Source organism: Pseudomonas sp. 02C 26, from assembly GCF_002843585.1.
Classification (GTDB): domain Bacteria; phylum Pseudomonadota; class Gammaproteobacteria; order Pseudomonadales; family Pseudomonadaceae; genus Aquipseudomonas; species Aquipseudomonas shirazensis.
Genome location: NZ_CP025262.1, coordinates 4,790,760 through 4,815,850 on the forward strand (window position 1 = coordinate 4,790,760; position 25,091 = coordinate 4,815,850).

Below are 25,091 nucleotides of genomic sequence, written 5' to 3' on the forward strand. Positions count from 1 at the left end.
CTGCCGCAGTCTGGCATGCCCACTGACGCCCTCGTCAAGAGCCCGAAAAGATGAAAAGCCTCACCATCCGCCGCTGGTCGCAGGTCCACACCTGGAGCAGCCTGATCTGCACACTGTTCCTGCTCCTGCTGGCAATCACCGGCCTGCCGCTGATCTTCCATCACGAACTGGAACACCTGCTCGGCGACGCCCCCGTACTGCGCCAGATGCCTGCCGATACCCCGCACCTGGACCTGCAGCAACTGGTGCTCAAGGCAGAACAGTATCGTCCTGGCGAAGTCATGCAGTACTTCGGCTATGACGAGGACGAGCCCAACGGCGTAGTCGCCATCACTGCCGCCACGGCAGGCAGCGATCCCAACGACTCGCACACCTTCATGCTCGATGCGCGCACCGGCGAAGCCGTGCCCATGCCGGCTGCCAACGGCGGCTTGATGATGACTATCCTGCGCCTGCACGTGGACATGTTCGCAGGGCTTGCCGGCAAACTATGGCTGGCGTTCATGGGCCTGTTGTTCGTCGTCGCGATCATCTCCGGCACAGTGCTGTATGCGCCGTTCATGCGCCGCTTGCCGTTCGCCAGCGTGCGCCAGGACAGATCGCCGCGCCTGCGCTGGCTCGACCTGCACAACCTGATCGGCATCGTGACGCTGACCTGGGCGCTGGTGGTTGGCGTCACCGGGGTGATCAGTGCCTGTGCTGACCTGGTCATCGCCGCCTGGCGCAACGACAGCCTGGCAGCAATGGTTGCACCCTACCGCGACGCGCCGCCGCTGACCGAGCGTGCGTCGGCCAGCCAGCTGCTGCCGATCGCAACTGCCGCTGCACCGGGGATGCGTGCCGACTTCATCGCATTCCCCGGCACACGCTTCTCCAGTGAGCACCACTATGCCGTGTTCATGAACGGCGCCACGCATCTGACCTCGCACCTGTTCACCCCAGTCCTGATCGACGCCACCACCCTCGCCGTCACAGCAGTCGGCGAGCGGCCCTGGTACATGGACGCGATGGGCCTGTCGCAACCGCTGCACTTTGGCGACTACGGCGGGCGGCCGATGCAGATCCTCTGGGCACTGCTCGACGTGCTGACCATCGTCGTGCTCGCCAGTGGCGTTTATCTCTGGTGGGGCAAGCGCCGTACCGGCGCGAAGGCCAAGCCATGAGCCATCGCTCGCAATCCACCTGGCGGATCTTTACCTGGCCTGTGCTGATCGCGCTGCTGGGTGCAGGGGGGCTGTTCGCCGCGCTGCTGGGCGACGATGGCTGGGATGTTCTGGCCTGGGTCGGCCTGGGCATTCCTGGCGTGCTCGGCGTGCGGGCACTGATCAGGCGCAGTTGAGTTATCTGGCTACAACCACAGCAGGTTTGCCGTACCTAGGATGCAGGGTCCCCCATGACAAGGAGCGGGCCATGCAACCTCTCGAACTTATCCAAACACTCACCGGCCAGATCAAGGCGCTGCTCGAACCCCTGCCGGTCATCGAGCAGCCGCTGCACAATGATCTGCAGACGCGACGCAAGCTCCACAGCGACCTGGCCAGCTACTGGTCAGAACTCAATACTCAAGGCTTGAACCGCAAGCAGTCGCTGATCGCCCTGCGCCAGATTTACCTGCTGGCCGAAATCGACCTGCGCATCACTGACGACACGCTGAGCGCCGATCAGGCCGCGCCGCTGCGCACTTGCATCGAGCAACCGCGCGCCTGGCAACGCCAGCAGATAGCGGCAGCACACCGACCTCAAGTCTACCGGCCCCTGCTGGTGAACCTGCAGCCCAACTGGCGCAGCTACCTGCCGGGGGTGATGGTGATCGTCGCGGGCACCCCTGAGGGCACGCGGCTCGACGCCGACAGCGAAACCGGCGAGGCACTGCTGTGCTGCCTGTCACAAGGCATCGAGGTATTTCCCTCGCTCAAGGCCTTGCATGACGAACTGTGCGAACGGCTGGACGACCCTCTACTCAGCAGCACGTTGCTGCACCTGTACGCCGACCCGCAATCCGCCGAGCAGGCGCGTCTGGCTGATCGTCTGCGTTATGAGTGGTATGCCGATGATCCGATCGAAGCGCAGGTACAGCAACTGATCGACACCCAGCGCCAGCGCCTGAACCTGCCGTCGCTATGGGGCGACGACCAGCCGTCATCGACCACCACGCGACACGCGCAGGTCATGGCGGCACTCAGGCTCGAGGATGATCTTGGTAGCAAGGCAACGCTGAACACGCGCTATTCGCGGTTACTGGAAAAACACATGCCGGCATGGCTGCGCGATGCTGACACGCAAAGCCTCAGCCACATCATGCAGACCATGCAGGAACTGGTGGTGGCCAGTGAAAGAGCAGCGGCTCCAGGCATCCCCACCCAAGCGCAGTTTATTCAGCAGAACGATCTCAGGACATGGACGCGAGCCCGCCTGCAAGAGCGCCTGCTCGATGATTTCGGCCTGCAACTGCTACCACAGGACATAACGGTGAGCATCACGCGCGCCCGCCAGGTCGGGCCGCAGCCCTACCCGTTCAACCCATCCCTGTTCATTACCTGGCAAGGCCTCAAACAGGTCGGCAATGAAACCATTGAGATGGTCACCGAGCGCTTGCCACTGGACGATCTGGCCTTGGTCAACCTCGCCTGGTTCAATTACGACTACTGGTTGACCGCCCGTGTCAGCCATACCGAGGCACGCACGCTGCCCCCGGAGCTGACGCCGGCCTACGTGAAGACACTGGTGCGCAGCCTCAATGCCGGCGGGCGCTATGCAGATTTTCTCTACACCCAACTGGTCGACTCGCGCACGGGCCGCTGGCGCCTGCTGGCCCATACTCGAATCAACCGCGCCCGAATGCGTGCCGAAGCGGTCAAGGCCCGGTATGCCGGGCACTTCGCCGAACATCGCGCCGAGCGTGGTTACCGCTGGGCAACGGCGGTACTGGACCAACCCCACAACGCGCTCCGCCCGCCGGTAGATGGCCATACGGTCGTGGTGCGGCAGCTACTGATCCAGGGCCATACGGTGCAGGGGGTGCTACTGATAAACACTGCACAAGGCAGTGTGCCGTCGTTTCTCATGTACACCCCAGACGCGCCAGACCGACGCAACTGGCGCGAGTTTTCCAGCACCCGGCAATTGCTGCGCACCCTGCGCGACAAACCGGCGCTGCGCCAGTACCTGGCCGCTCGGCTACCACAGGTCGAGGAGAGCGAGCTGCAACGGCTGCTGCTCAAAGGGGGCCTGGGCAGTTCTCTACGCCTGCCAGCCATTCACGACGATCTGTTCTTCGCATTGTATATGGCAGAGGTCCGCGCCCAACTTGCAGCAGTCGACACCAGCAGCCGGACGACTCGCGAGGTCAATGTTCAGTCAGTCATCGACCTGTCCTGGCGGTTGCTGGACCTGATAAGCCTGGTACTGCCTGCCAAGCCCCTGATGGCATTATCGATCGGGCGAATGATCCTGGACATCTGCGATGGCATCCAGGCACACCAGCGAGGCGATATGGAAGGCGTGTTGCGCCATCTCTACAACACCATCAGCCATGCCACGGATGCGGGCGGCAGCTTCTTCGCTACCGGCGTCCTGCGCCGAGCGCTGCGCGGCTTGCCCAAGCAACCGCCACTGCCATTGCCGGCCCGCTACCAAGTCAATGTCGACACCAGCTCGTTGCGCTATCGCATCGATGGTGTGCATGACATCGGTGTCTACGAGCAGGTTTCGGCGTTTGGGGGCTTGTCGTTGTACTTCGTCAGGGACAACCACGGCAGTCATTACAAAGTCAGCTTCGATGGCGAACGCTGGCGGGTTATCGACCCTGAGCAACCGGATGCCTATCTACAGCAGCCGATCAAACGCCTGCGCAGCGGCGAGTGGGTGATCGATTCACCTGTGCTCTGGTATGACGGCCTGCCAGATCTGGCAGCGTTGTGTCATGACTGCCTGCTCACGCCAGCCCGCGCCGGCACCCCTTTGAGCAGCGCAGCGGGCTTGCACGCTGATGGCCAGCAGCTGTACCTGCAGACCCGCAGCGGGCAACTGGGCTTGCGCAGGCATTTGCTGGCAGACCAGTACCACCTGCTGATTCCCCCGGCTGAGCAGACAGGCGTCAAGCCTTGGGCGGTGCTGCGCTGGCAGGCGGACGAATGGCGCATCCGAGTGCGCCAGTCGGGCCGCAGCAGCGACTGGCTGGCGCTGCCCGAAGCCTATTCGGCGAGCCGCGGCAACAGCTGATCAATCCGCTTGTGCAAGGCGCTGTCACTCGGCCAGTTTCGCAGCATGCGCGCCCGGTCACGGGCATAGGCAGCCGCGAAGCTGAGTTGAGTGGCGTGCTGGCACATGGCGTCGAGGTCGATCAACGACCATTGGCCGTGCTGCCAGAACAAATTATGGCCTTTCATATCGCCATGGCTGATGCGCTCGCGGATCAACTGCTGCATCAACCTCAGCAAGGCCTGCAACTGCTCGTCGGGCGCATCGCCACTGGCGACGAAGGGCGCAAAACACTCGAGCAGATCCGGTCCATCGGCGTATTCGGTGACCAGATAGGCACGGCTGCGCAGGCCCATGACCCGTTGTTCAAGCACCGCCAGCGGCTTTGGCGTGGCGATGTCGAGAAAGCGCAGGCGCTGCCCTTCGATCCAGGAATGCCAGGCCCGGCTCGGGCGCCAGAAACGCTTCAACCAGTGCACGGTGTTCTTGATGTTGTAGCGCTTGAGCACCAGCGGCCGGCCGCCAACGTCGACCCGGGCAACGCTTGCGGCGCCACCGGTCTTGTACAGGTGGCCTCTGTCGATCAGCGCATCGGCCTGCTCCAGCACCGGCTGCATGGCCGCCACTTCGCTACGATCGATAGCACGCAGGCCAGACAGGCTGCGTTCGACGCTGAAAAGGCTGCACTCGCGACCGGCCTTGTCCAGGAAGTCCTTGAGGCGCCAGGCGCGAACCTTGTCGACCTGCTTCTGCAGGGCTTCCAGCGGCAGCGCATGCTCGCCGTTGGCCAGCAGGTAATGCACAAGCAGCTCTTCGGTGAACGGCTCGAGGCGCTTGGGCAACTGGGCGAAGAACACGCCGAGGTTTTCCAGCACACGCGGGCGTGACAGGCATTGGCCAGGCGTCTCGGCTTTGATCCCGGCACCATCGATCAGGTACAGCTGGCCACCATGGCGGAGCAGGTTATCCAGATGCAGATCAGCCTGCCACAAGCCCTTGGCGTGCATCTGCGCAACCGCCCCAAGCGCCTCTCCCAGTACCTGTTGCTGCTCATCGGCCAGCGGCGCCAGCGCCTCGACCTCAGCCCAGGCAGCGCCCAGGCTCTGGGCGTTTTCCAGGTACTCGAACAACAGCCAGCCGCCCTCGCCCTCTTGCAGACCGTCAGCCAGCAGTTGCGGAGTGGTCAAGTCTTGCGCGGCAATCAGCTTGACGCCATCCAGCTCGCGCTGAAAATGCCGTGCAGCATTGCTGCCGACCAGCAGCTTGGCCAGCACCGGCTTGCCGCGCCAAATACCAGCACCGACGTAGCGTTGCCCAGGCAGCACCCGCAGCAGGCTGAGCAGCTGCAGCTCAGCGCTGCCAGCAGCATCGGCCAAGGTAATGTTCAGCGGCAGGCTCGGCGTGCGCCCAGCCGCCTTGAGTTCAGACAAACGCATCAACGGGCCTCTTTTTCATGCTGGCGGCGCACCAGCCGCTGCAGCCAGGTAGTCACCAGCGCGCTGTCGGCCGGTTGCTGCAGATAGGCCGCCAGCAGACTGCGCACATCGCCTTCGCTCCAGGCGCGGGCACGGCGCAGCAAAGGTTCCAGATCTTTCAGCCGGTCGCGCATGCCAAGCAGCAGCGGCCGGGTCTTTTCCAGGTCGATCAGTTGCGCCTGCCAGCCTTCGCGGCGCTCGCGCAGGAAGATGTGCTTGGGATAGAAGCAACCGTGCACCTGGCCGGCGGCGTGCAAGGTACGCCCCAGTTGGCCGCAGGCCTGGAGGATGCCCAGGCGTTTTTCCGCGGCCAGTTGCGGCCACTGCGCCAGCAGGCTGTCGAGGTCGTTCCACTCATCCAGGGCGCGAGTCATGAGCATCGCGCGGTGCTCGCCGTTGGCCTTGCGCTCACCGTAGAACACCGCCTGCAAGGCCGGGATCTTCAGCTTCTGGTAGCGCGTGATATTGCGAAACTCGCGGGCAAATGTCGGCTCACCGAAGGGCCGATGCAGGGTGCGAGTGAAGTAGTTGAGCTGGCGTTTGAGGTAGTAGCCCTTGCCCTCCAACTCCAGGCGAAACACGCTGCTCCAGCCGCCACGGCCGGTATTGGGTTCGTCCACCGCATCGAGTTGCAGCGCCCACAGCGCTTCGAAATCGTTCAAGCCGTGGCGTTGCAGGAGGGCAAGCTCGCTGCTGGCCAGATAGTCGGTCATTCCCTTCCCTCGAAAAAGCGCACCACTTCGCGTACCCGCCGTTTATCGCTCGCGTTCAACCGCTGGTGCCCGCGGTACTGCAGGTAGAAGCGCAGGCGCTGAGTCGCCGACAGGTGATACTTGGCGACCTTGTCCAGGCAGGCCAGGTCCTTGATCACTCGATGGCGGAGCATAAAGCCGCGCCAGAAATCGCCGGTCGGGCAATCGATGAAGAATAGCGTGCCCTGATCGTCCACCAGCAGGTTGCGCCACTTCAGATCGTTATGGGTGAAGTGGTTGTCGTGCATGACCCGCGTATGCCGGGCCAACTGACGGCTGACGTGGTCGACCCAGGCGCGGTCGGCCAGGCGCGGATCATTGCGCTTGGCCAGTTCGGACAGGTCTTCGGTACGCGGCAGCTCGCGGGTGATCATCGCCCCACGGCCAAAGGCCAGGCCATTGCGCTCCAGGCCCCAGCCGATCACTTCGGCGGTGGGAATGCCCCACTTGGCGAACTGCTTGAGGTTCTGCCACTCGGCCTTGATCCGCGGCCGGCCCAGGTAGCGGCGCAAGTGCTTGCCGGCGCCGGTATAGCGTTTGACGTAGTAGTACACGCCATCGCGCTGGATCCGCACCACTTCGCTGAGCGGGTCACGGGTCAGGCGCTCGCCGTCGATGGCGAACACTGCCTCGAGGCTGCCGAAATCTGCTGCCAGGTGTTGATACTCCGGCAGCAGCGTCCAACCCGCCATCAGAGTGCATCCCCGTAGCGTTGTTTGCGCGCGTACAGTTTCTGCGCCTTGCCTTCGAGCCAGGCCAGCAGGCGCGCCTCCTCGGTGAGGATCTGACGCAGCGGCTGCTGGAAGTAACCGCGCAGGAAGCGCAGCTTGTCGCGCCGGGTCAGGCCGATATCCAGCGCCGAGAAGTACAGCGCGGCCAGGTCCTTGTCGCGCCAGCGGCGGCTGATGCTGCTGCGGGTCTGGGCGCGGTGCAGGTCGATTACCGACAGTTTGAAGTCGTCGGCACTCACCGGGCGATCAGTATGCAGAAGGAAATGGCAGATGTAGCAGTCGCGGTGGTTGACCCCGGCGCGGTGCATGCCGCCGGTCATCTTCGCCACTTCGGCGATCAGCGCGTGTTTGAGGCGCGGCAGCGGCGGCTGCTTGACCCAGTCGATGCTGAAGTCTTCCAGGCTGATGGTCGGCGCCAGCTCTTCGGTGATGATGAACGAATGCTGCTGCGCCGGATTGCTGCCGCGCTCGCCGTAGGCGACTGCGGTCATGGTCGGCACGCCGACTTCATGCAGGCGCTGGATGGCGCGCCATTCCTGGCCGGCACCTAGTACCGGCAGCTTGGCGCTGAACAGGTTCTTGAAGATCTCGCCCCAGCCGATGCCACGGTGAATCTTGACGAAGTAACCTGCGCCCTCGACCTCGGTGCGCAGCGTGCGCCGGCCTTCCAGTTCGCGGAACACTTCGCCCTGCAGTTGCTCGGCGGCCTCGAAGGCATCGCGCCCGGCCCACAGCCGTTGGAACGGCTGCGCCAATATCAGCTTCATGCGCGCTCCTGGTTGAGGATCACATCGGCGGCATGCTGCGGCATGCTGTAGAGGTCGGCGCTGTCGGCAAACGCCAGGCCATTGCGCGACCAGGCCGCACGGGCCTCGCCGTCTTCGAGCATGCGTTGCAGGTAGCGGTCGAGCTGCTCCTGCGCGAACGGCTCATCAAGCACCAGGCCGCTGTCGGCCTCGGCGATGTAATGGGCATAACCGCATACTTTCGAGACCAGCACCGGCAAGCCGGCGACCAGCGCTTCGAGCAGCACGGTGCCGGTGTTTTCGTTGTAGGCCGGGTGGATCAGCAGGTCAGCACCCAACAGGAAGCGCGGGATATCGCTGCGCCCCTTGAGAAATTGCACCTGCTCGCCCAGGCCCAGCCCGGCACTTTGCAGCTGGAACACTTTGGGGTCGTCCTGGCCGATGACCATCAGCCGGGTGCGCTTGCGCAACGCCGCCGGCAGCGCAGCCAGCGCCTTGAGGCTGCGGTCGACGCCCTTGGTCTTGAAGCCGGAGCCGATCTGCACCAGCAGCAGGTCATCGTCAGCAAGCTTGAACTCCTGACGGAACTGCGCACGGATTTCAGCGGCGTTGGCTGGTGCCCGACGGTCCTGGGAAATCCCTGGTGGCAGCAGATGAAAACGCTCCACCGGTGTACCGTAGTGCTTGATGAACAGCGGCTGCTGCACTTCGGAGATCATCAGGATCTCGGTGCGGGCATCCTTGGCGAACACCGCACGCTCGTATTCGGCGAAGTGGCGGTAACGGCCCCAGCGCCGGTACAGGCTGCCGCGCAGGGTCTGCGCCTTGTCTTCGAAGCAGCCGTCGGCAGCGTAGTAGACGTCCAGTCCGGGCATCTTGTTGAAGCCGATCAGGCGGTCGACCGGGCGCTTGGCCAGGTCAGTGGCCATCCAGGCGCTGAGCTTCTCGTTGCGGCGATGGTTGAAGATCGCCTTGACCGGCGCCACCAGCACTTCGAAGCCAGGCGGAACCTCGCCCTCCCAGATCAGCGTATAGACGCGGATCTGATGACCACGCTGCTGGCACTCCAAGGCAATGCGCATGAAGTCACGCTGCAGCCCGCCAAACGGGAAGTATTTGTACAGTACGAAAGCCAGTTGCATTAACGAACATCCTCAGCCAGCAGCAACGCGCTCAAGCGGCTCGCCACATGCTCGGGATTCAGGCGAGTGAAGCACAGCGGCCACTCGCGTTTGATATCGAACCGGCGCAGATCCTCGGCGCTCGGTTTATAGGTGCACTTCTTTTGCAGGCAGGGCGCGCAAGGGAAGTCGCTGGCCTGGTGGACCTGGACACGTCCGTAGGCGCCGGTCAAACCAGGGTTGGTGGGTCCAAACAGGGAAATGGTCGGTACATCCAGTGCTGCAGCCAGATGACCCAGGCCGGTATCCACCGCCACGCAGGCCTTGGCTGCGGCCAACACGCGAGCCACCCCTACCAGATTCAATTTGGGCAGTACCTGGCAATTACTCAAGCCCTGGGCGATGCGCTCGGCACGGTCTTTTTCGGCCTGATTGCCCCACGGCAGGCAGACCTGCAGGTTGCGCCGGCCCATGCGTTCGGCCAACTCGCGCCAGTAGGCCTCTGGCCAATGCTTGGTTGCCCAGGTCGTGCCATGCAGGAACACCACGAACGGCGCCGTGGGTGGCAATTGCAGACGGTCGAGGTCCAGGCCGTAGTTGCCGATGCCTTCGGGCAGGTCGTAAGCCAGCGCCAGGGCAAACAGCTGGCGCAGGCGCTCCACCGCATGCTGGCCGACCGCAACCGACAACGGCCGGTCATAGAAGCGGCTGGACAGGCCTTCACGCGCCGAGAAGCGATCTAGCCCAGCCACCGGCGCCTTGACATAACGGGTCAGCCAGGCCGATTTGACCAGGCCCTGGGCGTCGATCACCAGGTCATACTGGCGCACGCGCAGGCGCTGCTTGAAGGCTTTCCATTCACCGCTCTTGAGGGTCTGCCAGATGTTCTTGCGCCAGCGCCGTATCGCCACCGGGATTACCCGGTCGACCGCTGGGTGCCAGCTCGGGATCTCGGCAAAACCCTCTTCCACCACCCAGTCGAAACGGATGCCGGGGATGGCGTGGGCGGCATCGGTCAGCGCCGGCAAGGTATGAATCACGTCTCCCAACGAAGACGTCTTGATGATCAGAACCCGCACTCAGTCGACCTCAGCCAGAACATCGATACGGTTCGGCCCAGCCAGATTATGCAGCGCGGCAATGACCTTGCCCGGCTCAAGCAGACGCAGGCAGTTGTAATGACCAAAGCGGCAGGTGCGGTCGAAGCACGGGCTGCATTCCAGGCCCAGGCGGACTACTTCGACCTGTTCGGCCAAGGGCGGGGTGAAGCCCGGCGAGGTCGAGCCGTAGACGGCCACCAGCGGGCGGTTAAGCGCCGCAGCGACGTGCATCAGCCCTGAGTCGTTGGAAACCACCGCATCGGCGCAGGACATCAGGTCGATGGCCTCGGCCAACGAGGTTTCGCCGGAAAGGTTGTAAGACTCTTCGCGCAGGCCGGGGATCAACCGGTCGCGGATGGCTTCGCCAACCGGGTGGTCTTTCTTCGAGCCAAACAGCCAGACCTGCCAGCCCTGGCGGATCATGGCGTCGGCGACTTCGGCGTAGTGCTCGGCCGGCCAGCGCTTGGACTCGCCAAACTCGGCGCCCGGGCACAAGGCCAGGACCGGCCGGTCCAGCGCCAGGCCGAACTTGGCCAGCGCGGCGTCGCGGCTCGGCGCCTCGATCTGCAGGCTTGGCCGCGGATACGGCTGCGGCAGCTCGGCGCCGGGCGCATAGGCCAGGGCCATGAAGCGCTCGATCATCAGCGGGTAACGCGCCTTGTCCAGCTTGCGCACGTCGTTGAGCAACAGGTAGCGCATCTCGCCGCGCCAACCGGTGCGTTTGGGGATGCCGGCAAAGTACGGCACCAGCGCCGACTTCAACGAATTGGGCAACAGGATCGCCTGGTCGTACTGGCCCGCCAGCGACTTGCCGATCCGCCGGCGCGTGGCCAGCTCCAGCGCGCCGTGGCCGAGCGGGAAGCTCAAGGCCTGGCGCACTTCGGGCATGCGTTCGAGCAGCGGCCGGCTCCATTCGGGCGCCAGCACGTCGATCTCACACTCAGGGTGCTGCTGCTTCAGGCACTGGAACAAGGTCTGCGCCATTACCATGTCGCCGACCCAGCTGGGGCCAATGATCAGTATTCTCATGCTTTGTCCAGGAACGCTGGGGGAAAGTGCAGCACGGTCTCCCCTCTTTATATTCAGGCTAGGTGGCGTGCAGTGTACCACTGGTGGTGGAGCAAGGCTTTTAGCGCCTGTAACGCAAAAGAACACGAGCTCAGCACGCCGCTCATAACCCTGTGGGAGCGGGTTTACCCGCGAAGAGGCCGGTCGCAGCCCCCTATTTGTACGGCAAAGGCTTTGCCTTCGTTCGCGGGTAAACCCGCTCCCACAAGTTTTTGCGGCGCAGCCTAACCCTGTGGGTTTACCGGGACGCCGGACTGCCGCGAAGGGCCGCCCTGCGGCCCCAGCGATTTCAGCTCAAACCCAACTCACCCCAGATCCGGCGCACTTCGGCGCGTTCAGTGGCGAACTGCGCGGCGTCGATCACTCCGGCCTGCTTTTGCAGGGCCTGGCGGTGCGAGGCCGAGCGAAACGCCTTGTACACTTCTCGCAGCAATATTGCATCGCTGGCCGGCACCAGCCCGGCCTGTTCGAGTTCTTCGAGGATGCGGATGTTGTCGGTCCAGCGCAGCAGCGCCGGGTGCGCGTGCGACCAGGCCAGTGCCGCGTACTGGACCATGAACTCGATATCGACGATGCCGCCGGCATCCTGTTTGATATCGAACGGCACGCCAGCCTCGAAGGCATTGCTGGCAGTGCCTGCCGCAGTCTGCTTGGTGCCCAGGCTGCCGCGCATCTTGGCGCGCATCTCGCTGACCTCGGCGCGCAGTTTGTCCAGATCACGTGGCTGGCCGAGCACCCTCGCCCGCACCGCTTCAAACGCGCTCGCCACGTCCTTGCAGCCAACCAGCACCCGCGCCCGTACCAGCGCCTGATGCTCCCAGGTCCAGGCTTGCCCTTGCTGGTAACGCTCGAACGCACCGAGCGAGCTGACCAGCAAGCCGGCAGCGCCCGAGGGACGCAGGCGCATGTCGACGTCATACAGCTGGCCGGAGTTGGTCTGGGTGGTCAGCAGGTGAATGATGCGCTGGCCCAGACGGGTGTAGAACTGCGCGCTGTCGATCGGCTTGGCGCCGTCGGTTTCAGCCTGCGGATCGCCGTCATGGATGAACACCAGGTCGAGATCAGAGCCGTGGCCCAGCTCGATGCCGCCGACCTTGCCGTAACCGACGATGATGAAACCTGGATCACACAGGCTGCCATCGCTGCGTTTGGGCTGCCCGTGACGGGCCACGGTCTGGCGCCAGGCCAGGGCCAGCACCTGGTCAAGAATCGCCTCGGCCAGCCAGGTCAGGTAGTCACTGACCTTCATCAATGGCAGGTTGCCGCTGATTTCCGAGGCAGCCACGCGCAGGCTGTGCGCCAGCTTGAAGTGGCGCAGGGCTTCCATCTGCTGCTCGAGGTCGTCTTCGGGGATGCGGGTCAGCCGCTCGCGTAGCTCGCTGGCCAATTCCGGCGCCAGCGGCGGGCTGAACAGACGGCCCTCGTTGAGCAGCTCATCGAGCAGCAGCGGATAGCGGGCAATCTGTTCGGCGATCCACGGGCTGGCTGCGCACAGCGTCAGCAGACGGCGCAGGGCACTTGGGTTCTCGGTCAGCAACACCAGGTACGCCGAGCGCCGCGCCACCGCCTCGACCAGCGGCAGTACCCGCTCCAATACCAAGTCGGGATTGTCGTGTTCAACGGCCTGAGCCAGCAGGCGCGGGATAAATGCATCCAGGCGTTCGCGGCCCAAGCGCTGCATCGAACGCAGCTGCGGGCTGGCGCGCAGCCCGGTCAAGCGGCGCAAGGCATCGGCTGGCTGGCCGAAGCCGGCTTCTTCAAGCTGGCGGCAGGCGGCCTCTTCATCCTGGGCCTGCTCCCACAGCGGCGACCATTCGCCACCCACCACCAGTTCGCCCTCGGCCTCGTCTTCATCCGGGTCAGCGATGACCTGGCGGAAGTGCCAGTCGATGCGTCCGCGCCAGTACATCAACTGGGCATGGAAGCTGTCCCAGTCGGCAAAGCCGAGGATGAACGCAACCCGCGCCCGATCGATGTCGCTGTCGGGCAACATCTGCGTCTGCCGGTCGGCAATGGCCTGGATGGCGTGTTCGGTATAACGCAGGAATTCATAGCCTTCGCGCAGCTCGGTAATCACTGCAGGCGGCAAATAGCCCTGCCCTTCAAGGGTGGCCAGCACCTTCAGCAGTGGCCGCTGCTGCAGGCTCAGGTCGCGCCCACCATGGATCAGCTGGAAAGCCTGGGCGATGAACTCGACCTCGCGAATGCCTCCGGCGCCCAGCTTGATGTTGTCGGCCATGCCCTTGCGCCGCACCTCCTGCTGAATCAGCTGCTTCATGGTGCGCAGCGCTTCGATTGCCGAGAAGTCCAGGTAGCGCCGGTACACGAACGGCCGCAGCATCTCCTGCAACTGGGCGCCGGCAGCCTGATCACCGGCCACAACACGCGCCTTGATCATGGCGTAGCGTTCCCAGTCGCGGCCCTGGTCCTGGTAGTACTGCTCCAGTGCATTGAACGACAGCACCAGCGCGCCGGCCGAGCCGTAGGGACGCAGGCGCATGTCGACGCGAAACACAAAGCCATCGACGGTGACCGGATCGAGTGCCTTGATCAGGCGCTGGCCGAGGCGGGTGAAAAACTCCTGGTTGTCCAGCGAGCGCTTGACCCCCTCGGTCTCGCCGCCCTCGGCAAAGGCGAAGATCAGGTCGATGTCCGAAGACAGGTTCAGCTCGACCGCACCCAGCTTGCCCATGCCCAGTACGACCATGTGCTGCGCCTCGCCACTGCGGTTGCCGATCGGCGTGCCGAACTGCTGGCAATGCCGCGGGTACAGCCATTGGTAAGCCTGATCGATGCAGGCGTCGGCCATATCTGACAGGTCGCGGCAGGTTTCCCCCAGCGCCGCCTGGCGGGTAATGTCGCGCCAGATGATGCGCATCTGCTGACGGTTGCGGGCCCGGCGCAGGTTGCGCGCCAGCTCTTCTTCGCTCTGCGCCGCCTGGGCCACTGCGGCAATCCGCGCGGTCATCTCGCCCGGCGCATAGGCCTGCTCCAGGTCACCGCTGGCCAGCAGCTCGAGCAACATACCCGGCTCGCGCTGAGCCTGATCGAAGATGAACTCGCTGGCGGCAGCCACCTGCTCGAACTGCTGCCGATGCTCGGCGCTCAACGTAGACAGGCCAGGGTCGTCCTGACTGCTCAGCGCCTCGTTCAGCAGCTGTTGGTTACGGGCGACCAGTGGTTGCAAGCCAGCGGGCAGATCGAGAGGCAAAGGCAGACGCATGGGCTATCCTTGATCGGCAACAAAGAGAGGGGTGTAATTGGCTACGGGGAAGCGGGACCGCGGTTGAAGTGTCATACAAAAGTTGTAAATAGCTGAAATCAACGAATCATTGGCATTAAACATCAAGATCCACCCGCCTCAGCTACATCGCCAACCAACATGAACGTTTTTCCCCACAAGCCAGGGTGCGACCAAACGTCGCATTTCTGTAGTATTACTACTACCCCGACCGTGTAAAAGCATGAAATGCGAAAGCTTTTGTAGTAAAACTACACGGCGCCGGGTCACACTCCGGTAATCCAAGAATTCACGACGTCTGCCCATAAGGCCAGTCGCAAACTCAGGCAGCCGATTCTGGTTGCCTTTCCGCCCTGGAGCAAGCCATGCAAGACCTCGATCCAATCGAAACCCAGGAATGGCTGGATGCCCTGGAGTCGGTCCTCGACAAAGAAGGCGAAGACCGCGCTCATTACCTGATGACCCGTATGGGCGAGCTGGCCACCCGCAGTGGATCCCAGCTGCCGTATGCCATCACCACGCCATACCGCAACACCATCCCTGTCACCCACGAAGCACGCATGCCTGGCGACCTGTTCATGGAACGCCGCATTCGCTCGTTGGTGCGTTGGAACGCACTGGCCATGGTCATGCGCACCAACCTGAAGGATTCGGACCTGGGCGGACACATCTCGAGCTTTGCCTCCAGTGCCACCCTGTATGACATCGGCTTCAACTACTTCTTCCAGGCCCCGACCGACGAACACGGCGGCGACCTGATCTTCTTCCAGGGCCACGCCTCGCCTGGCGTCTACGCCCGTGCCTTCATGGAAGGCCGGATCAGCGAAGAGCAGATGAACAACTTCCGTCAGGAAGTCGATGGCAAAGGCCTGTCGTCCTACCCGCACCCATGGCTGATGCCTGATTTCTGGCAGTTCCCGACCGTTTCGATGGGTCTGGGTCCGATCCAGGCGATCTACCAGGCGCGCTTCATGAAGTACCTCGAAGCCCGCGGCTACATCCCGGCCGGCAAGCAAAAGGTCTGGTGCTTCATGGGCGACGGCGAGTGCGACGAGCCGGAATCCCTGGGCGCGATCTCCCTGGCTGGCCGCGAGAAGCTGGACAACCTGATCTTCGTCATCAACTGCAACCTGCAGCGCCTCGACGGCCCAGTGCGCGGTAACGGCAAGATCATCCAGGAACTTGAAGGCGTGTTCCGTGGCGGTGGCTGGAACGTCAACAAAGTGGTCTGGGGCCGTTTCTGGGACCCACTGCTGGCCAAGGACGTCGACGGTATCCTGCAACGTCGCATGGACGAAGTCATCGACGGCGAGTACCAGAACTACAAGGCCAAGGACGGCGCGTACGTCCGTCAGCACTTCTTCAACACCCCAGAGCTCAAGGCCATGGTCGAAGACCTGTCCGATGACGAGATCTGGAAGCTCAACCGTGGCGGCCACGACCCGTACAAGGTCTACGCGGCGTACCACCAGGCTGTGAACCATAAGGAACAGCCGACCGTCATCCTGGCCAAGACCATCAAGGGTTACGGTACCGGTGCTGGCGAAGCCAAGAACACCGCGCACAACACCAAGAAGGTCGACGTCGACAGCCTGCGTCACTTCCGTGATCGTTTCGACATCCCGGTCAAGGACGACGAGCTGGAGAATCTGCCGTTCTTCAAACCAGAAGAAGGCAGCGCCGAGGCCCGTTACCTGGCCGAGCGTCGCTCCGCGCTTGGTGGCTTCGTACCACAGCGCCGCGCCAAGAGCATGAGCATCCCGACCCCGCCCCTGGAAACCCTCAAGGCGATCCTGGACGGTTCGGGCGACCGTGAAATCTCCACCACCATGGCCTTCGTGCGGATCCTCGCGCAGCTGGTCAAGGACAAAGAGATTGGCCAGCGCATCGTTCCGATCATCCCGGACGAAGCCCGTACCTTCGGTATGGAAGGCATGTTCCGCCAGCTGGGCATCTACTCGTCGGTCGGCCAGCTCTACGAGCCAGTCGACAAAGACCAGGTGATGTTCTACCGCGAAGACAAGAAAGGTCAGATTCTCGAAGAAGGCATCAACGAAGCCGGCGCCATGTCGTCCTTCATCGCTGCCGGTACTTCGTACTCGAACCACAACCAGCCGATGCTGCCGTTCTACATCTTCTACTCGATGTTCGGCTTCCAGCGTATCGGTGACCTGGCCTGGGCCGCTGGCGACAGCCGCACCCGTGGCTTCCTGATCGGCGGTACCGCCGGCCGTACCACCCTCAACGGTGAAGGCCTGCAGCACGAAGACGGTCATAGCCACCTGCTGGCCGGGACCATCCCGAACTGCCGCACCTACGATCCAACCTACGGCTATGAGCTGGCGGTGATCATTCAGGACGGCATGAAGAAGATGACCGAAGAGCAACAGGACATCTTCTACTACATCACCGTGATGAACGAATCCTACCAGCAGCCGGCAATCCCGGCCGGTGTCGAGGAAGGTATCGTCAAGGGCATGTACCTGCTCGAAGAAGACACCCGCGACGCGGCACACCACGTTCAGCTGATGGGTTCCGGCACCATCCTGCGTGAAGTCCGTGAAGCTGCGAAGATCCTGCGCGAAGAGTTCAACGTCGGTGCCGACGTGTGGAGCGTTACCAGCTTCAACGAACTGCGTCGCGACGGCCTCGCCGTAGAACGCGCCAACCGCCTCAAGCCTGGCCAGAAGCCACAGCAGACTTACGTCGAGCAGTGCCTGACCGGTCGCAAAGGCCCGGTTATCGCATCGACCGACTACATGAAGATTTTTGCCGAGCAGATCCGTCAGTGGGTGCCGAGCAAAGAGTTCAAAGTCCTGGGTACCGATGGTTTCGGTCGCAGCGACAGCCGCAAGAAGCTGCGTCACTTCTTCGAAGTTGACCGTCACTTCGTGGTGCTGGCTGCCCTGGAAGCCTTGGCTGACCGTGGCGAGATCGAACCGAAGGTGGTAGCTGATGCCATCGTCAAGTTCGGCATCGACCCGGACAAGCGCAACCCACTGGACTGCTGAGGAGTATTTTTAAGTGAGCGAACTCATTCGCGTACCTGACATCGGCAGCGGTGAAGGTGAAATCATCGAGCTGTTCGTCAAGGTTGGCGACCGCATCGAGGCTGACCAGAGCCTGCTGACCCTGGAGTCCGACAAGGCCTCCATGGAGATTCCGGCGCCTAAAGCCGGCATCGTCAAAGAGCTCAAGGTCAAGCTGGGCGATCGCCTGAAAGAAGGCGACGAACTGCTGGTTCTGGAAGCCGAGGGCGCTGCGGCGTCCGAGGCTCCGGCCGCTGCTGCGCCTGCCGCCGAACAACCGGCTGCCGCGCCTGCGCCAGCCGCCGAGGCTGCTCCTGCGCCGGCCGCAGCTCCTGCTGCTGCCACCGTGCAGGACATCCACGTGCCGGACATCGGCTCGTCGGGCAAGGCCAAGATCATCGAAGTACTGGTCAAGGCCGGCGACACCGTCGAAGCTGACCAGTCGCTGATCACCCTGGAGTCCGACAAGGCCTCCATGGAGATCCCTTCGCCTGCCGCTGGCGTGGTTGAAGAAGTGATCGCCAAGCTGGACGACGAAGTCGGCACCGGTGACCTGATCCTCAAGTTGAAGATCGCTGGCGCCGCACCTGCTGCGGCCCCTGCCCAGGCGGCTGCCGCACCGGCCAAGGCTGAGGCTGCTCCGGCTGCCGCACCTGCCGCCGCACCGGCTCCAGCTGCTGCACCGGCCCAGGCTGCTGCCCCGGCTGCTGCCAGCAACGCCAAGGTCCATGCCGGCCCTGCGGTACGTCAGCTGGCCCGTGAATTCGGTGTCGAGCTGGGCGCTGTTTCGGCTACTGGCCCGCACGGTCGCATCCTCAAGGAAGACGTGCAGGTCTACGTCAAGGCGATGATGCAGAAGGCCAAGGAAGCGCCGGCCGCCGCCGGTGCAACCGGTGGTGCTGGTATCCCGCCGATCCCGGTGGTCGACTTCAGCAAGTTCGGTGAAGTCGAAGAAGTGGCCATGACCCGCCTGATGCAGGTCGGCGCTGCCAACCTGCACCGCAGCTGGCTCAACGTGCCGCACGTGACTCAGTTCGATTCGGCTGACATCACCGAGCTGGAAGCCTTCCGTGTCGCGCAAAAAGCCGTAGCGGAAAAGGCCGGCGTCAAGCTGACCGTACTGCCACTGCTGCTCAAGGCCTGCGCCCACCTGCTCAAGGAGCTGCCGGACTTCAACAGTTCGCTGGCACCAAGCGGCAAGGCAATTATCCGCAAGAAGTACGTCAACGTCGGTTTCGCCGTCGACACCCCGGATGGTCTGCTGGTCCCGGTCATCAAGAACGTCGACCAGAAGAGCCTGCTGCAACTGGCTGGCGAAGCTGCGGCACTGGCTGAAAAAGCCCGTACCAAAAAGCTTTCGGCCGACGAGATGCAGGGCGCCTGCTTCACCATCTCCAGCCTCGGTCACATTGGCGGCACTGGCTTCACGCCGATCGTCAACGCGCCGGAAGTGGCGATCTTGGGTGTATCCAAGGCAACCATCCAGCCGGTCTGGGATGGCAAGGCCTTCCAGCCCAAGCTGATGCTGCCGCTGTCGCTGTCGTACGATCACCGTGTGATCAACGGCGCTGCTGCTGCGCGCTTCACCAAGCGCCTGAGCGACTTGCTGGGTGATATCCGCACCATCCTGCTGTAATGCTGCAACTGCTGCCCCGGTACATGCCGGGGCAGCAGGCACCACTTTCGAGCTGCCACGCTCGTACCTCAACCCCGCCCCTGGCGGGGCTTTTTTTTGCCCGCAAAACTGCAACCGGCTGCAGAAACTCACACCCCTGCCGATAAACTGCCAATAGCCCGACATGGCCGCTTGCCAGCCTTCGGGACATGATGCAACCTTGCCAGATGCGCTGCCTGCCAGGCCCTGTCACCCTCTTCAAGCGAGTCTTCGATGAAAAGCCAACCCGATGCCGCGACCCGAGTGGCGGCCGAGGTCGTGACCCAGCTACCCGTGCCCTCGCGGCTGGGCATGCTGCGTTTCGAAAGGCTCAACGAAGCCAACTGGGCGATGCTCTACCTGGACCCCAACTGCGACCGCCAATTCGGCCTGCCTGCCGCTGAGCTGTGCGCGTTGGTCAGCTCGCCGTATGCCAGCCTGATGGAGCCCGAAGCACGCTATCGCCTGCATGACGAGATCCAGCTGCAGCTGTCGCGCCGTGGTCATTACCGGGTGCGCTACACCCTGCACGTTGGCCCGGCGCCATTGCGTTTGCTGGAGTGCGGCGAAGTCTACAAGCAGCATGGCCGGCAGCTGCTGCGCGGGTACCTGACAGTGCTCGATGATCACGCCGAAGACAGCATCAACATGACCGCCAGCGACCTGGAAACCCGCAACAACCGCCTGCAGATCGCTCTGCAGCTGAACCAGCGCGCGCAGCAGGAACAGCTTGAGCATCTGGAGCGGGTACGAGCCCAGCAAGACTTGATTCTACGCCTGGCGCGGCAGCGCTACAGCGCCGACAACTCGCTGCTCGAAGCCGCCGAGCTGATCACCCGCAGCGCCTGTGAAATCTACAACGTCGACTGCTCGAGCATCTGGTACCTGCATGACCAGCAGCTGGAGCCGATTACCGCCTGGTACCGGCTTGACCAGGAGCACCGCCTACCGGCCCCGATCGACGCCAGCCAGTTCCCCGACTACATCGAAGCGCTGCATGCCAGCCGCGCCATCGACGCGCACAACGCCAGCCACGACCCGCGCACCCGCGACATGGCGCAGAGCCTGTTCCCGGCCTCCGACAACGCCATGCTCGACGCCAGTATCCGCGTCGACGGCCAGGTAGTCGGCGTGCTGTGCCTGGAGCAGACCGGCATGCCGCGGGCCTGGCAGTCGGATGAAATCGCTTTTGCCGGCGAGCTCGCCGACCAGTTCGCCCAGGTCATCACCAACCACAACCGGCGTACCGCTGCCAGCGCGTTGCACCTGTTCCAGCGCGCGGTCGAGCAGAGCGCCAGCGCCTTTTTGCTGGTCAACCGCGACGGCGTGGTCGAGTACGTCAACCCAAGTTTCACCGCGATCACCCAGTACAGCACCGATGAGGTCCAGGGCCATCGCCTGTCCGAACTGCCGGCCCTGGAAAACCTCAGCGAGCTGCTGTTCGATTCGCCGTCGAGCCTGGATATGGGCAACAGTTGGCAGGGCGAATTCAAGAGCCGGCGCAAGAACCTCGAACCCTACTGGGGTCAGCTGTCGATTTCCAAGGTGTACGGCGACAACCGCGAGTTGACCCACTACATCGGCATCTACGAAGACGTCACCCAGAGCAAGCTGGCTCAGCAGCGCATCGAGCGCCTGGCCTACACCGACAACCTGACCAACCTGGGCAACCGCCCGGCGTTCATTCGCAACCTCGATGAGCGCTTCAGCCGCGACAGCGCCAGTTCGCTGTGCCTGCTGCTGGTCGACATCGACAACTTCAAGCGGATCAACGACAGCCTTGGCCACCAGACCGGCGACAAGCTGCTGGTGAGCCTGGCCCGACGCCTGCGCAACAGTCTGACCGTCGGCGGCATCCTTGCGCGCTTTGCCAGCAACGAATTTGCCGTGCTGCTCGACCACACCAGCCTGGAGAGCGGCCAGAGCATTGCCCTGCAACTGCTGCGCACCCTCGACAAGCCGATGTTCGTCGACAACCAGCTGATCAACGTCACCGCCTCGGTCGGCCTGGCCTGCGCGCCGCTGCACGGCAGCGACCCGCAGACCCTGATGAAAAACGCCGGCCTCGCCCTGCACAAGGCCAAGGCCAACGGCAAGCATCAGGTGCAGGTGTTCACCGAAGTGCTCAACGCCGAAGCCAGCTACAAGCTGTTCGTCGAGAACAACCTGCGCCGCGCCCTGACCCAGAACGAGCTGGAGGTGTTCTACCAGCCCAAGCTGTGCCTGCGCAGCGGGCGCCTCCTCGGGCTGGAAGCGTTGCTGCGCTGGAACCACCCGGAGCGCGGCATGATCCGCCCGGATCAGTTCATCAGCGTGGCCGAAGAAACCGGCCTGATCATCCCCATCGGCAAGTGGGTGGTGCGCCAGTCGTGCCGCATGAGCCTTGAACTGAGCGCCGCTGGCCTGGGTGACCTGCACGTCGCCATCAACCTTTCGCCCAAGCAGTTTTCCGACCCGGAGCTGGTCAGCTCGATCGGCTCGATCATCAAGGAAGAAGGCCTGCCTTCGCACTTGCTGGAACTGGAGCTGACCGAAGGCTTGCTGCTTGAGGCGACCGAAGACACCCACCGCCAGCTGATCGAACTGAAGGCGTTGGGGCTGACCCTGGCGATGGACGACTTTGGTACCGGCTACTCGTCGCTGAGCTACCTGAAGAAATTCCCGATCGACATCATCAAGATCGACCGCAGCTTCATCAACGAAATCCCGGACAACCAGGACGACATGGAAATCACCTCGGCGGTGGTGGCCATGGCCCACAACCTCAAGCTCAAGGTAGTCGCCGAGGGCATCGAGACCCCTGCGCAGCTGGCCTTCCTGCGCCGCCATCGCTGTGACGTCGGCCAGGGCTACCTGTTCGATCGGCCAATCCCCGGCCGCGAACTGGTTGAGCGCCTCAAGCGCTACCCGCGCGGACCAGTGGCCTGACAGCGCGCTCAGTCTCGGGCACTATACAAGTCATTCGGGCCGCAGCAGCGCGCTGACGGCCCCTGCCTACATCTACTGAATATACAGAGGAGCGGCCATGGTCCTGCGTTCGGAAATCCTGGTGAACAAAAACGTCCTGCCTACTGCGGAACAGGCCCTGCCTGGCCGCGAGACGCCGATGAGCCTGCCCGAGATGCATTACGTCTTCAACGAGACGCCGCTGCTTGGGCCGTTCTTCCAGAACGTCGATTTCGCCATCTTTGGCCTCGGTTGCTTCTGGGGCGCCGAGCGCCGTTTCTGGCAGCGCGAAGGCGTGGTCAGCACGGTGGTTGGCTATGCCGGCGGCTTCACTCCGAACCCAACCTACGAAGAAGTCTGCTCGGGCCTGACCGGCCACACCGAAGTGGTGCTGGTCGTGTTCGACAAGGACAAGGTCAGCTATCAGGAGCTGCTGGCGATGTTCTGGGAGCTGCACAACCCGACCCAGGGCATGCGCCAGGGCAACGACGTCGGCACCCAGTACCGTTCGGCGATCTTCTGCACCAGCCCCGAGCAGCTCGAGCAAGCCAACGCGAGCAAAGCGGCCTACCAGGCTGAGCTGGACAAGGCCGGCTTTGGCCCGATCACCACCGAGATCGAGCAGGCGCCAACGGTGTACTTCGCCGAGGCCTACCACCAGCAATATCTGGCCAAGAACCCCAACGGCTACTGCGGCATCGCTGGCACCGGCGTGTGCCTGCCGCCCAGCCTGCAAGGCAACTGAGGCCCGGCCATGAGCACGATGACCCTGTTCCACTCGCCGCTGTCGCCGTTCGTGCGCAAGGTCATGGTGGTGCTGCACGAAACCGGGCAACTGCCGCGGGTACAGTTGCAGGCAGTGAATATCAGCCCGGTGGCTGGCGACGAGCAACTCAATCAGGACAACCCGATCGGCAAGATCCCGGCCTTGCGCCTGGAAGACGGCACTGTGCTGCATGACAGCCGGGTGATCTGCGAGTACCTCGACAGCCAGCACGTCGGCACCCCGCTGATCCCGCGTGAGGGCTCGGCCCGCTGGCGCCGGCTGACCCTGGCGGCGCAGGCCGATGCGATCATGGATGCGGCGGTATCGAGCCGCTACGAGAGCTTCCTGCGCCCGCAGGACAAGCGCTGGGATGGCTGGCTCGAAGCGCAGAGCGAGAAGATCCGCCGCAGCCTGGCCAACCTGGAGCAGGAGCACCTGGCCGAGCTGATCTCCGGGTTCGACATGGTCGCCATCGGCGTCGCCTGCGCGCTGGGTTATCTGGACCTGCGCCAGCCTGAGTTCGGCTGGCGTGAGCGCCAGCCCGGCCTGGCGGCCTGGTACGCCGAAGTGTCGCAGCGGCCTTCGCTGCGCGCCACTGCGCCAGCTGCCTGACTGACGGCAAAAGGGGCCGCAATGCGGCCCCTCTTTCAGCGCTGGCCTGGCGCAAACAGCAGGCCGATCTGCAGCGCCAGCCGGCGCCCCAGCTCACGTTCCTCCCTCATGCCGACCTCCCCACCCGCGACCAGTCCAGGCGCCGGGTCAGGACCATGAATACGCCGAGCAAGCCAAAGCACAGCAGCGAGCCCATCAACAGCGCGTAGTCCTCGGCGCTGAGCAACCCGAACAACATCGCGTAGAGCACCGCCAACCCGCCAGCGAAGCCCAACCCGCGCCAGACACTGCGCAGCACGTGGCTGAGGTAGAAGCCGATCAGCAGCACACAAGCCGACGCCGACAAGCCGTAGGCAGCGCCGAAACCCAGGTGCTCGGACAGTGACAGCAACAGCAGGTAGAAGAACGCCAACGCCACGCCAACCAGCACGTACTGCACCGGGTGCACGCTGAGGTTTTTCAGCACCTCGAAGAGGAAGAATCCGGCAAAGGTCAGAGCAATGAACAGCAGCGCATATTTGATCGCCCGCTCGCTCTTGAGGTACTGGTCGACCGGGTCGACAAAGCTCACGCCAAAGGTGCGCTGCTTGTACTCGCTACAGTCGGCGACCGTCGCACACTGGCGCAGGGCATCTTCCAGGTTGGTGGCAAAGAACGAGGTCTGCCAGTGGGCCTTGAAGCCCTCACCGCTGATCTCACGCCGGCTTGGCAAGTAACTGCCGACAAAGCTTGGGTGCGGCCAGTTGGCCTGCATGTCGACACTGCTGCTGCGCCCGATCGGCAGCACGTACAGCTGCCCGGTGCCTTGCAGGGCAAGCTCGAAGCCATAGGTGAACTCGCGCGCCTGCTGGCCATCGAACTGCGGCAACGGCACGTGCACACCGCCACGCATCCAGTCCAGACCAGTACCTGCAGCGAAAGGCAGGCGTTGATCGTCCAGCTGCAGTTCCAGGTTGCTCTCGATGCCGCGGATGTCGCTGATGCCAACCACCAGGAACGGCTTGTCGAAACGGTAGTCCTCATAGTCCTTGTCGATGCCCCAACGCTCGGGCAGCTTGAACCGCCCGGCTATCTGACTCTTGGCGTGGAACAGCCGCGCCTGATAGATGCCGCGGGCGCGCAGTTCGGTATCGATGTTGATGTCAGCGTCGAACGTCTCCGGCAGGAAGTACAACTGGCCGTTAACGGTGACCGTCTCCTGTACGCTCTGGCCGTCCTTGTCGATCCAGCGCCGCTCGTACTTGCGGTACGGCACCACCAGCAGTGGGCCGGAGATCAGCTGATCGAAGCTTGAGCTCTGGGCGATGTCGGCCAGCACATTGTCGCGCAGGTTCTGCCGGTCCTCGATCAGGCCACCGATCATCAGCAGTGGTATCAACAGCAGCAACATCAGCAAGGCGATCATGCCGAGCTTGAAACTCAGGGTCTTGTTCATGGGTGGAGGCTCCGTTGGCGATGGGCACAGTCTGTGCCGCGCCTGTGGAGCCAGCAGGGAGCCAATGTGGAGATTGCGTGGAGATACTGTGGTGAGTTGCAGTTACCAGCTTCGCCGACACCGCCGGGCCAGCTACGCTGGCGTTTCGCGACACAAGGCCGCTCCTACAGGGGCCGCGTCATGTCAGGTTCACGCGGATCCTGTAGGAGCGGCCT

The 25,091-nt window shown here is 63.4% G+C and carries 17 protein-coding genes; 8 read left to right on the plus strand and 9 right to left on the minus strand.

Annotated elements, in window-relative coordinates; translation table 11 throughout:
- Window positions 1-50 precede the first annotated feature (50 nt).
- The 3 genes from CXQ80_RS21925 to CXQ80_RS21935 all read left to right on the plus strand — a co-directional run bounded on the left by CXQ80_RS21925 (window position 51) and on the right by CXQ80_RS21935 (window position 4,221).
- Entirely contained in the window at window positions 51-1,163 is a 1,113-nt protein-coding gene (locus tag CXQ80_RS21925) for a PepSY domain-containing protein (RefSeq protein WP_101322438.1), read from the plus strand.
- Window positions 1,160-1,339 carry a hypothetical protein gene (locus tag CXQ80_RS21930; RefSeq protein WP_101322439.1) on the plus strand — a complete coding sequence of 60 codons (180 nt, stop codon included), beginning with the start codon at window positions 1,160-1,162 and terminating at the stop codon, window positions 1,337-1,339. Before CXQ80_RS21925 ends, CXQ80_RS21930 begins: the two co-directional genes overlap by 4 nt.
- A 71-nt stretch (window positions 1,340-1,410) precedes the next feature.
- Window positions 1,411-4,221 carry a dermonecrotic toxin domain-containing protein gene (locus CXQ80_RS21935; RefSeq protein WP_101322440.1) on the plus strand — a complete coding sequence of 937 codons (2,811 nt, stop codon included), beginning with the start codon at window positions 1,411-1,413 and terminating at the stop codon, window positions 4,219-4,221.
- Here the strand turns inward: CXQ80_RS21935 and CXQ80_RS21940 are convergent.
- From CXQ80_RS21940 to glnE, 8 genes are all read right to left on the minus strand, one after another.
- Window positions 4,194-5,636, minus strand: a complete 1,443-nt coding sequence (locus CXQ80_RS21940; protein WP_101322441.1) for a lipopolysaccharide kinase InaA family protein — start codon at window positions 5,634-5,636, stop codon at window positions 4,194-4,196. The two genes, CXQ80_RS21935 and CXQ80_RS21940, sit on opposite strands and share 28 nt — an antisense overlap.
- Window positions 5,636-6,388, minus strand: coding sequence for a lipopolysaccharide kinase InaA family protein (locus CXQ80_RS21945; protein ID WP_101322442.1), 753 nt, complete (start codon window positions 6,386-6,388; stop codon window positions 5,636-5,638). The genes CXQ80_RS21940 and CXQ80_RS21945 overlap by 1 nt, the downstream gene beginning before the upstream one ends.
- Window positions 6,385-7,119 (minus strand): lipopolysaccharide kinase InaA family protein, encoded by a 735-nt coding sequence (locus CXQ80_RS21950; RefSeq protein ID WP_101322443.1) that lies wholly within the window; start codon window positions 7,117-7,119, stop codon window positions 6,385-6,387. Before CXQ80_RS21950 ends, CXQ80_RS21945 begins: the two co-directional genes overlap by 4 nt.
- Entirely contained in the window at window positions 7,119-7,925 is an 807-nt protein-coding gene (rfaP, locus tag CXQ80_RS21955) for a lipopolysaccharide core heptose(I) kinase RfaP (protein WP_101322444.1), read from the minus strand. The genes CXQ80_RS21950 and rfaP overlap by 1 nt, the downstream gene beginning before the upstream one ends.
- Window positions 7,922-9,046, minus strand: a complete 1,125-nt coding sequence (locus CXQ80_RS21960; protein ID WP_101322445.1) for a glycosyltransferase family 4 protein — start codon at window positions 9,044-9,046, stop codon at window positions 7,922-7,924. Before CXQ80_RS21960 ends, rfaP begins: the two co-directional genes overlap by 4 nt.
- Window positions 9,046-10,104, minus strand: coding sequence for a lipopolysaccharide heptosyltransferase I (waaC, locus tag CXQ80_RS21965; RefSeq protein WP_101322446.1), 1,059 nt, complete (start codon window positions 10,102-10,104; stop codon window positions 9,046-9,048). Before waaC ends, CXQ80_RS21960 begins: the two co-directional genes overlap by 1 nt.
- A complete protein-coding gene (waaF, locus tag CXQ80_RS21970) occupies window positions 10,105-11,154 on the minus strand; it encodes a lipopolysaccharide heptosyltransferase II (RefSeq protein WP_101322447.1) in 1,050 nt (349 codons plus the stop codon). It lies immediately after the preceding gene.
- A gap of 328 nt (window positions 11,155-11,482) precedes the next feature.
- Window positions 11,483-14,416, minus strand: a complete 2,934-nt coding sequence (gene glnE / locus CXQ80_RS21975; protein ID WP_101322448.1) for a bifunctional [glutamate--ammonia ligase]-adenylyl-L-tyrosine phosphorylase/[glutamate--ammonia-ligase] adenylyltransferase — start codon at window positions 14,414-14,416, stop codon at window positions 11,483-11,485.
- A gap of 383 nt (window positions 14,417-14,799) precedes the next feature.
- Between glnE and aceE the strand changes: the two genes are divergently transcribed.
- The 5 genes from aceE to CXQ80_RS22000 all read left to right on the plus strand — a co-directional run bounded on the left by aceE (window position 14,800) and on the right by CXQ80_RS22000 (window position 23,441).
- A complete protein-coding gene (gene aceE / locus CXQ80_RS21980) occupies window positions 14,800-17,445 on the plus strand; it encodes a pyruvate dehydrogenase (acetyl-transferring), homodimeric type (protein WP_101322449.1) in 2,646 nt (881 codons plus the stop codon).
- A gap of 13 nt (window positions 17,446-17,458) precedes the next feature.
- Entirely contained in the window at window positions 17,459-19,099 is a 1,641-nt protein-coding gene (aceF, locus tag CXQ80_RS21985; protein WP_101322450.1) for a dihydrolipoyllysine-residue acetyltransferase, read from the plus strand.
- A 252-nt stretch (window positions 19,100-19,351) separates the two neighbouring features.
- Window positions 19,352-22,045, plus strand: coding sequence for a bifunctional diguanylate cyclase/phosphodiesterase (locus CXQ80_RS21990; protein WP_101322451.1), 2,694 nt, complete (start codon window positions 19,352-19,354; stop codon window positions 22,043-22,045).
- Window positions 22,046-22,142: 97 nt separating this feature from the next.
- Complete coding sequence (gene msrA / locus CXQ80_RS21995; protein WP_101322452.1) at window positions 22,143-22,808, plus strand: peptide-methionine (S)-S-oxide reductase MsrA; 666 nt, start codon at window positions 22,143-22,145, stop codon at window positions 22,806-22,808.
- Between the two features lie 9 nt (window positions 22,809-22,817).
- Window positions 22,818-23,441 carry a glutathione S-transferase gene (locus CXQ80_RS22000; protein ID WP_101322453.1) on the plus strand — a complete coding sequence of 208 codons (624 nt, stop codon included), beginning with the start codon at window positions 22,818-22,820 and terminating at the stop codon, window positions 23,439-23,441.
- A 106-nt stretch (window positions 23,442-23,547) separates the two neighbouring features.
- Here the strand turns inward: CXQ80_RS22000 and creD are convergent, their stop codons facing one another.
- A complete protein-coding gene (creD, locus tag CXQ80_RS22005) occupies window positions 23,548-24,876 on the minus strand; it encodes a cell envelope integrity protein CreD (protein WP_101322454.1) in 1,329 nt (442 codons plus the stop codon).
- Between the last annotated feature and the right edge of the window lie 215 nt (window positions 24,877-25,091).

Excerpts from the sequence above, each read along its gene's own strand:
- CXQ80_RS21925 (WP_101322438.1), top strand. The coding sequence starts at position 51 with ATGAAAAGCCTCACCATCCGCCGCTGGTCGCAGGTCCACACCTGGAGC.
- CXQ80_RS21930 (WP_101322439.1), top strand. The coding sequence starts at position 1,160 with ATGAGCCATCGCTCGCAATCCACCTGGCGGATCTTTACCTGGCCTGTG.
- CXQ80_RS21935 (WP_101322440.1), top strand. The coding sequence starts at position 1,411 with ATGCAACCTCTCGAACTTATCCAAACACTCACCGGCCAGATCAAGGCG.
- CXQ80_RS21940 (WP_101322441.1), bottom strand. The coding sequence starts at position 5,636 with ATGCGTTTGTCTGAACTCAAGGCGGCTGGGCGCACGCCGAGCCTGCCG.
- CXQ80_RS21945 (WP_101322442.1), bottom strand. The coding sequence starts at position 6,388 with ATGACCGACTATCTGGCCAGCAGCGAGCTTGCCCTCCTGCAACGCCAC.
- CXQ80_RS21950 (WP_101322443.1), bottom strand. The coding sequence starts at position 7,119 with ATGGCGGGTTGGACGCTGCTGCCGGAGTATCAACACCTGGCAGCAGAT.
- rfaP (WP_101322444.1), bottom strand. The coding sequence starts at position 7,925 with ATGAAGCTGATATTGGCGCAGCCGTTCCAACGGCTGTGGGCCGGGCGC.
- CXQ80_RS21960 (WP_101322445.1), bottom strand. The coding sequence starts at position 9,046 with ATGCAACTGGCTTTCGTACTGTACAAATACTTCCCGTTTGGCGGGCTG.
- waaF (WP_101322447.1), bottom strand. The coding sequence starts at position 11,154 with ATGAGAATACTGATCATTGGCCCCAGCTGGGTCGGCGACATGGTAATG.
- glnE (WP_101322448.1), bottom strand. The coding sequence starts at position 14,416 with ATGCGTCTGCCTTTGCCTCTCGATCTGCCCGCTGGCTTGCAACCACTG.
- aceE (WP_101322449.1), top strand. The coding sequence starts at position 14,800 with ATGCAAGACCTCGATCCAATCGAAACCCAGGAATGGCTGGATGCCCTG.
- CXQ80_RS21990 (WP_101322451.1), top strand. The coding sequence starts at position 19,352 with ATGAAAAGCCAACCCGATGCCGCGACCCGAGTGGCGGCCGAGGTCGTG.
- msrA (WP_101322452.1), top strand. The coding sequence starts at position 22,143 with ATGGTCCTGCGTTCGGAAATCCTGGTGAACAAAAACGTCCTGCCTACT.
- CXQ80_RS22000 (WP_101322453.1), top strand. The coding sequence starts at position 22,818 with ATGAGCACGATGACCCTGTTCCACTCGCCGCTGTCGCCGTTCGTGCGC.
- creD (WP_101322454.1), bottom strand. The coding sequence starts at position 24,876 with ATGAACAAGACCCTGAGTTTCAAGCTCGGCATGATCGCCTTGCTGATG.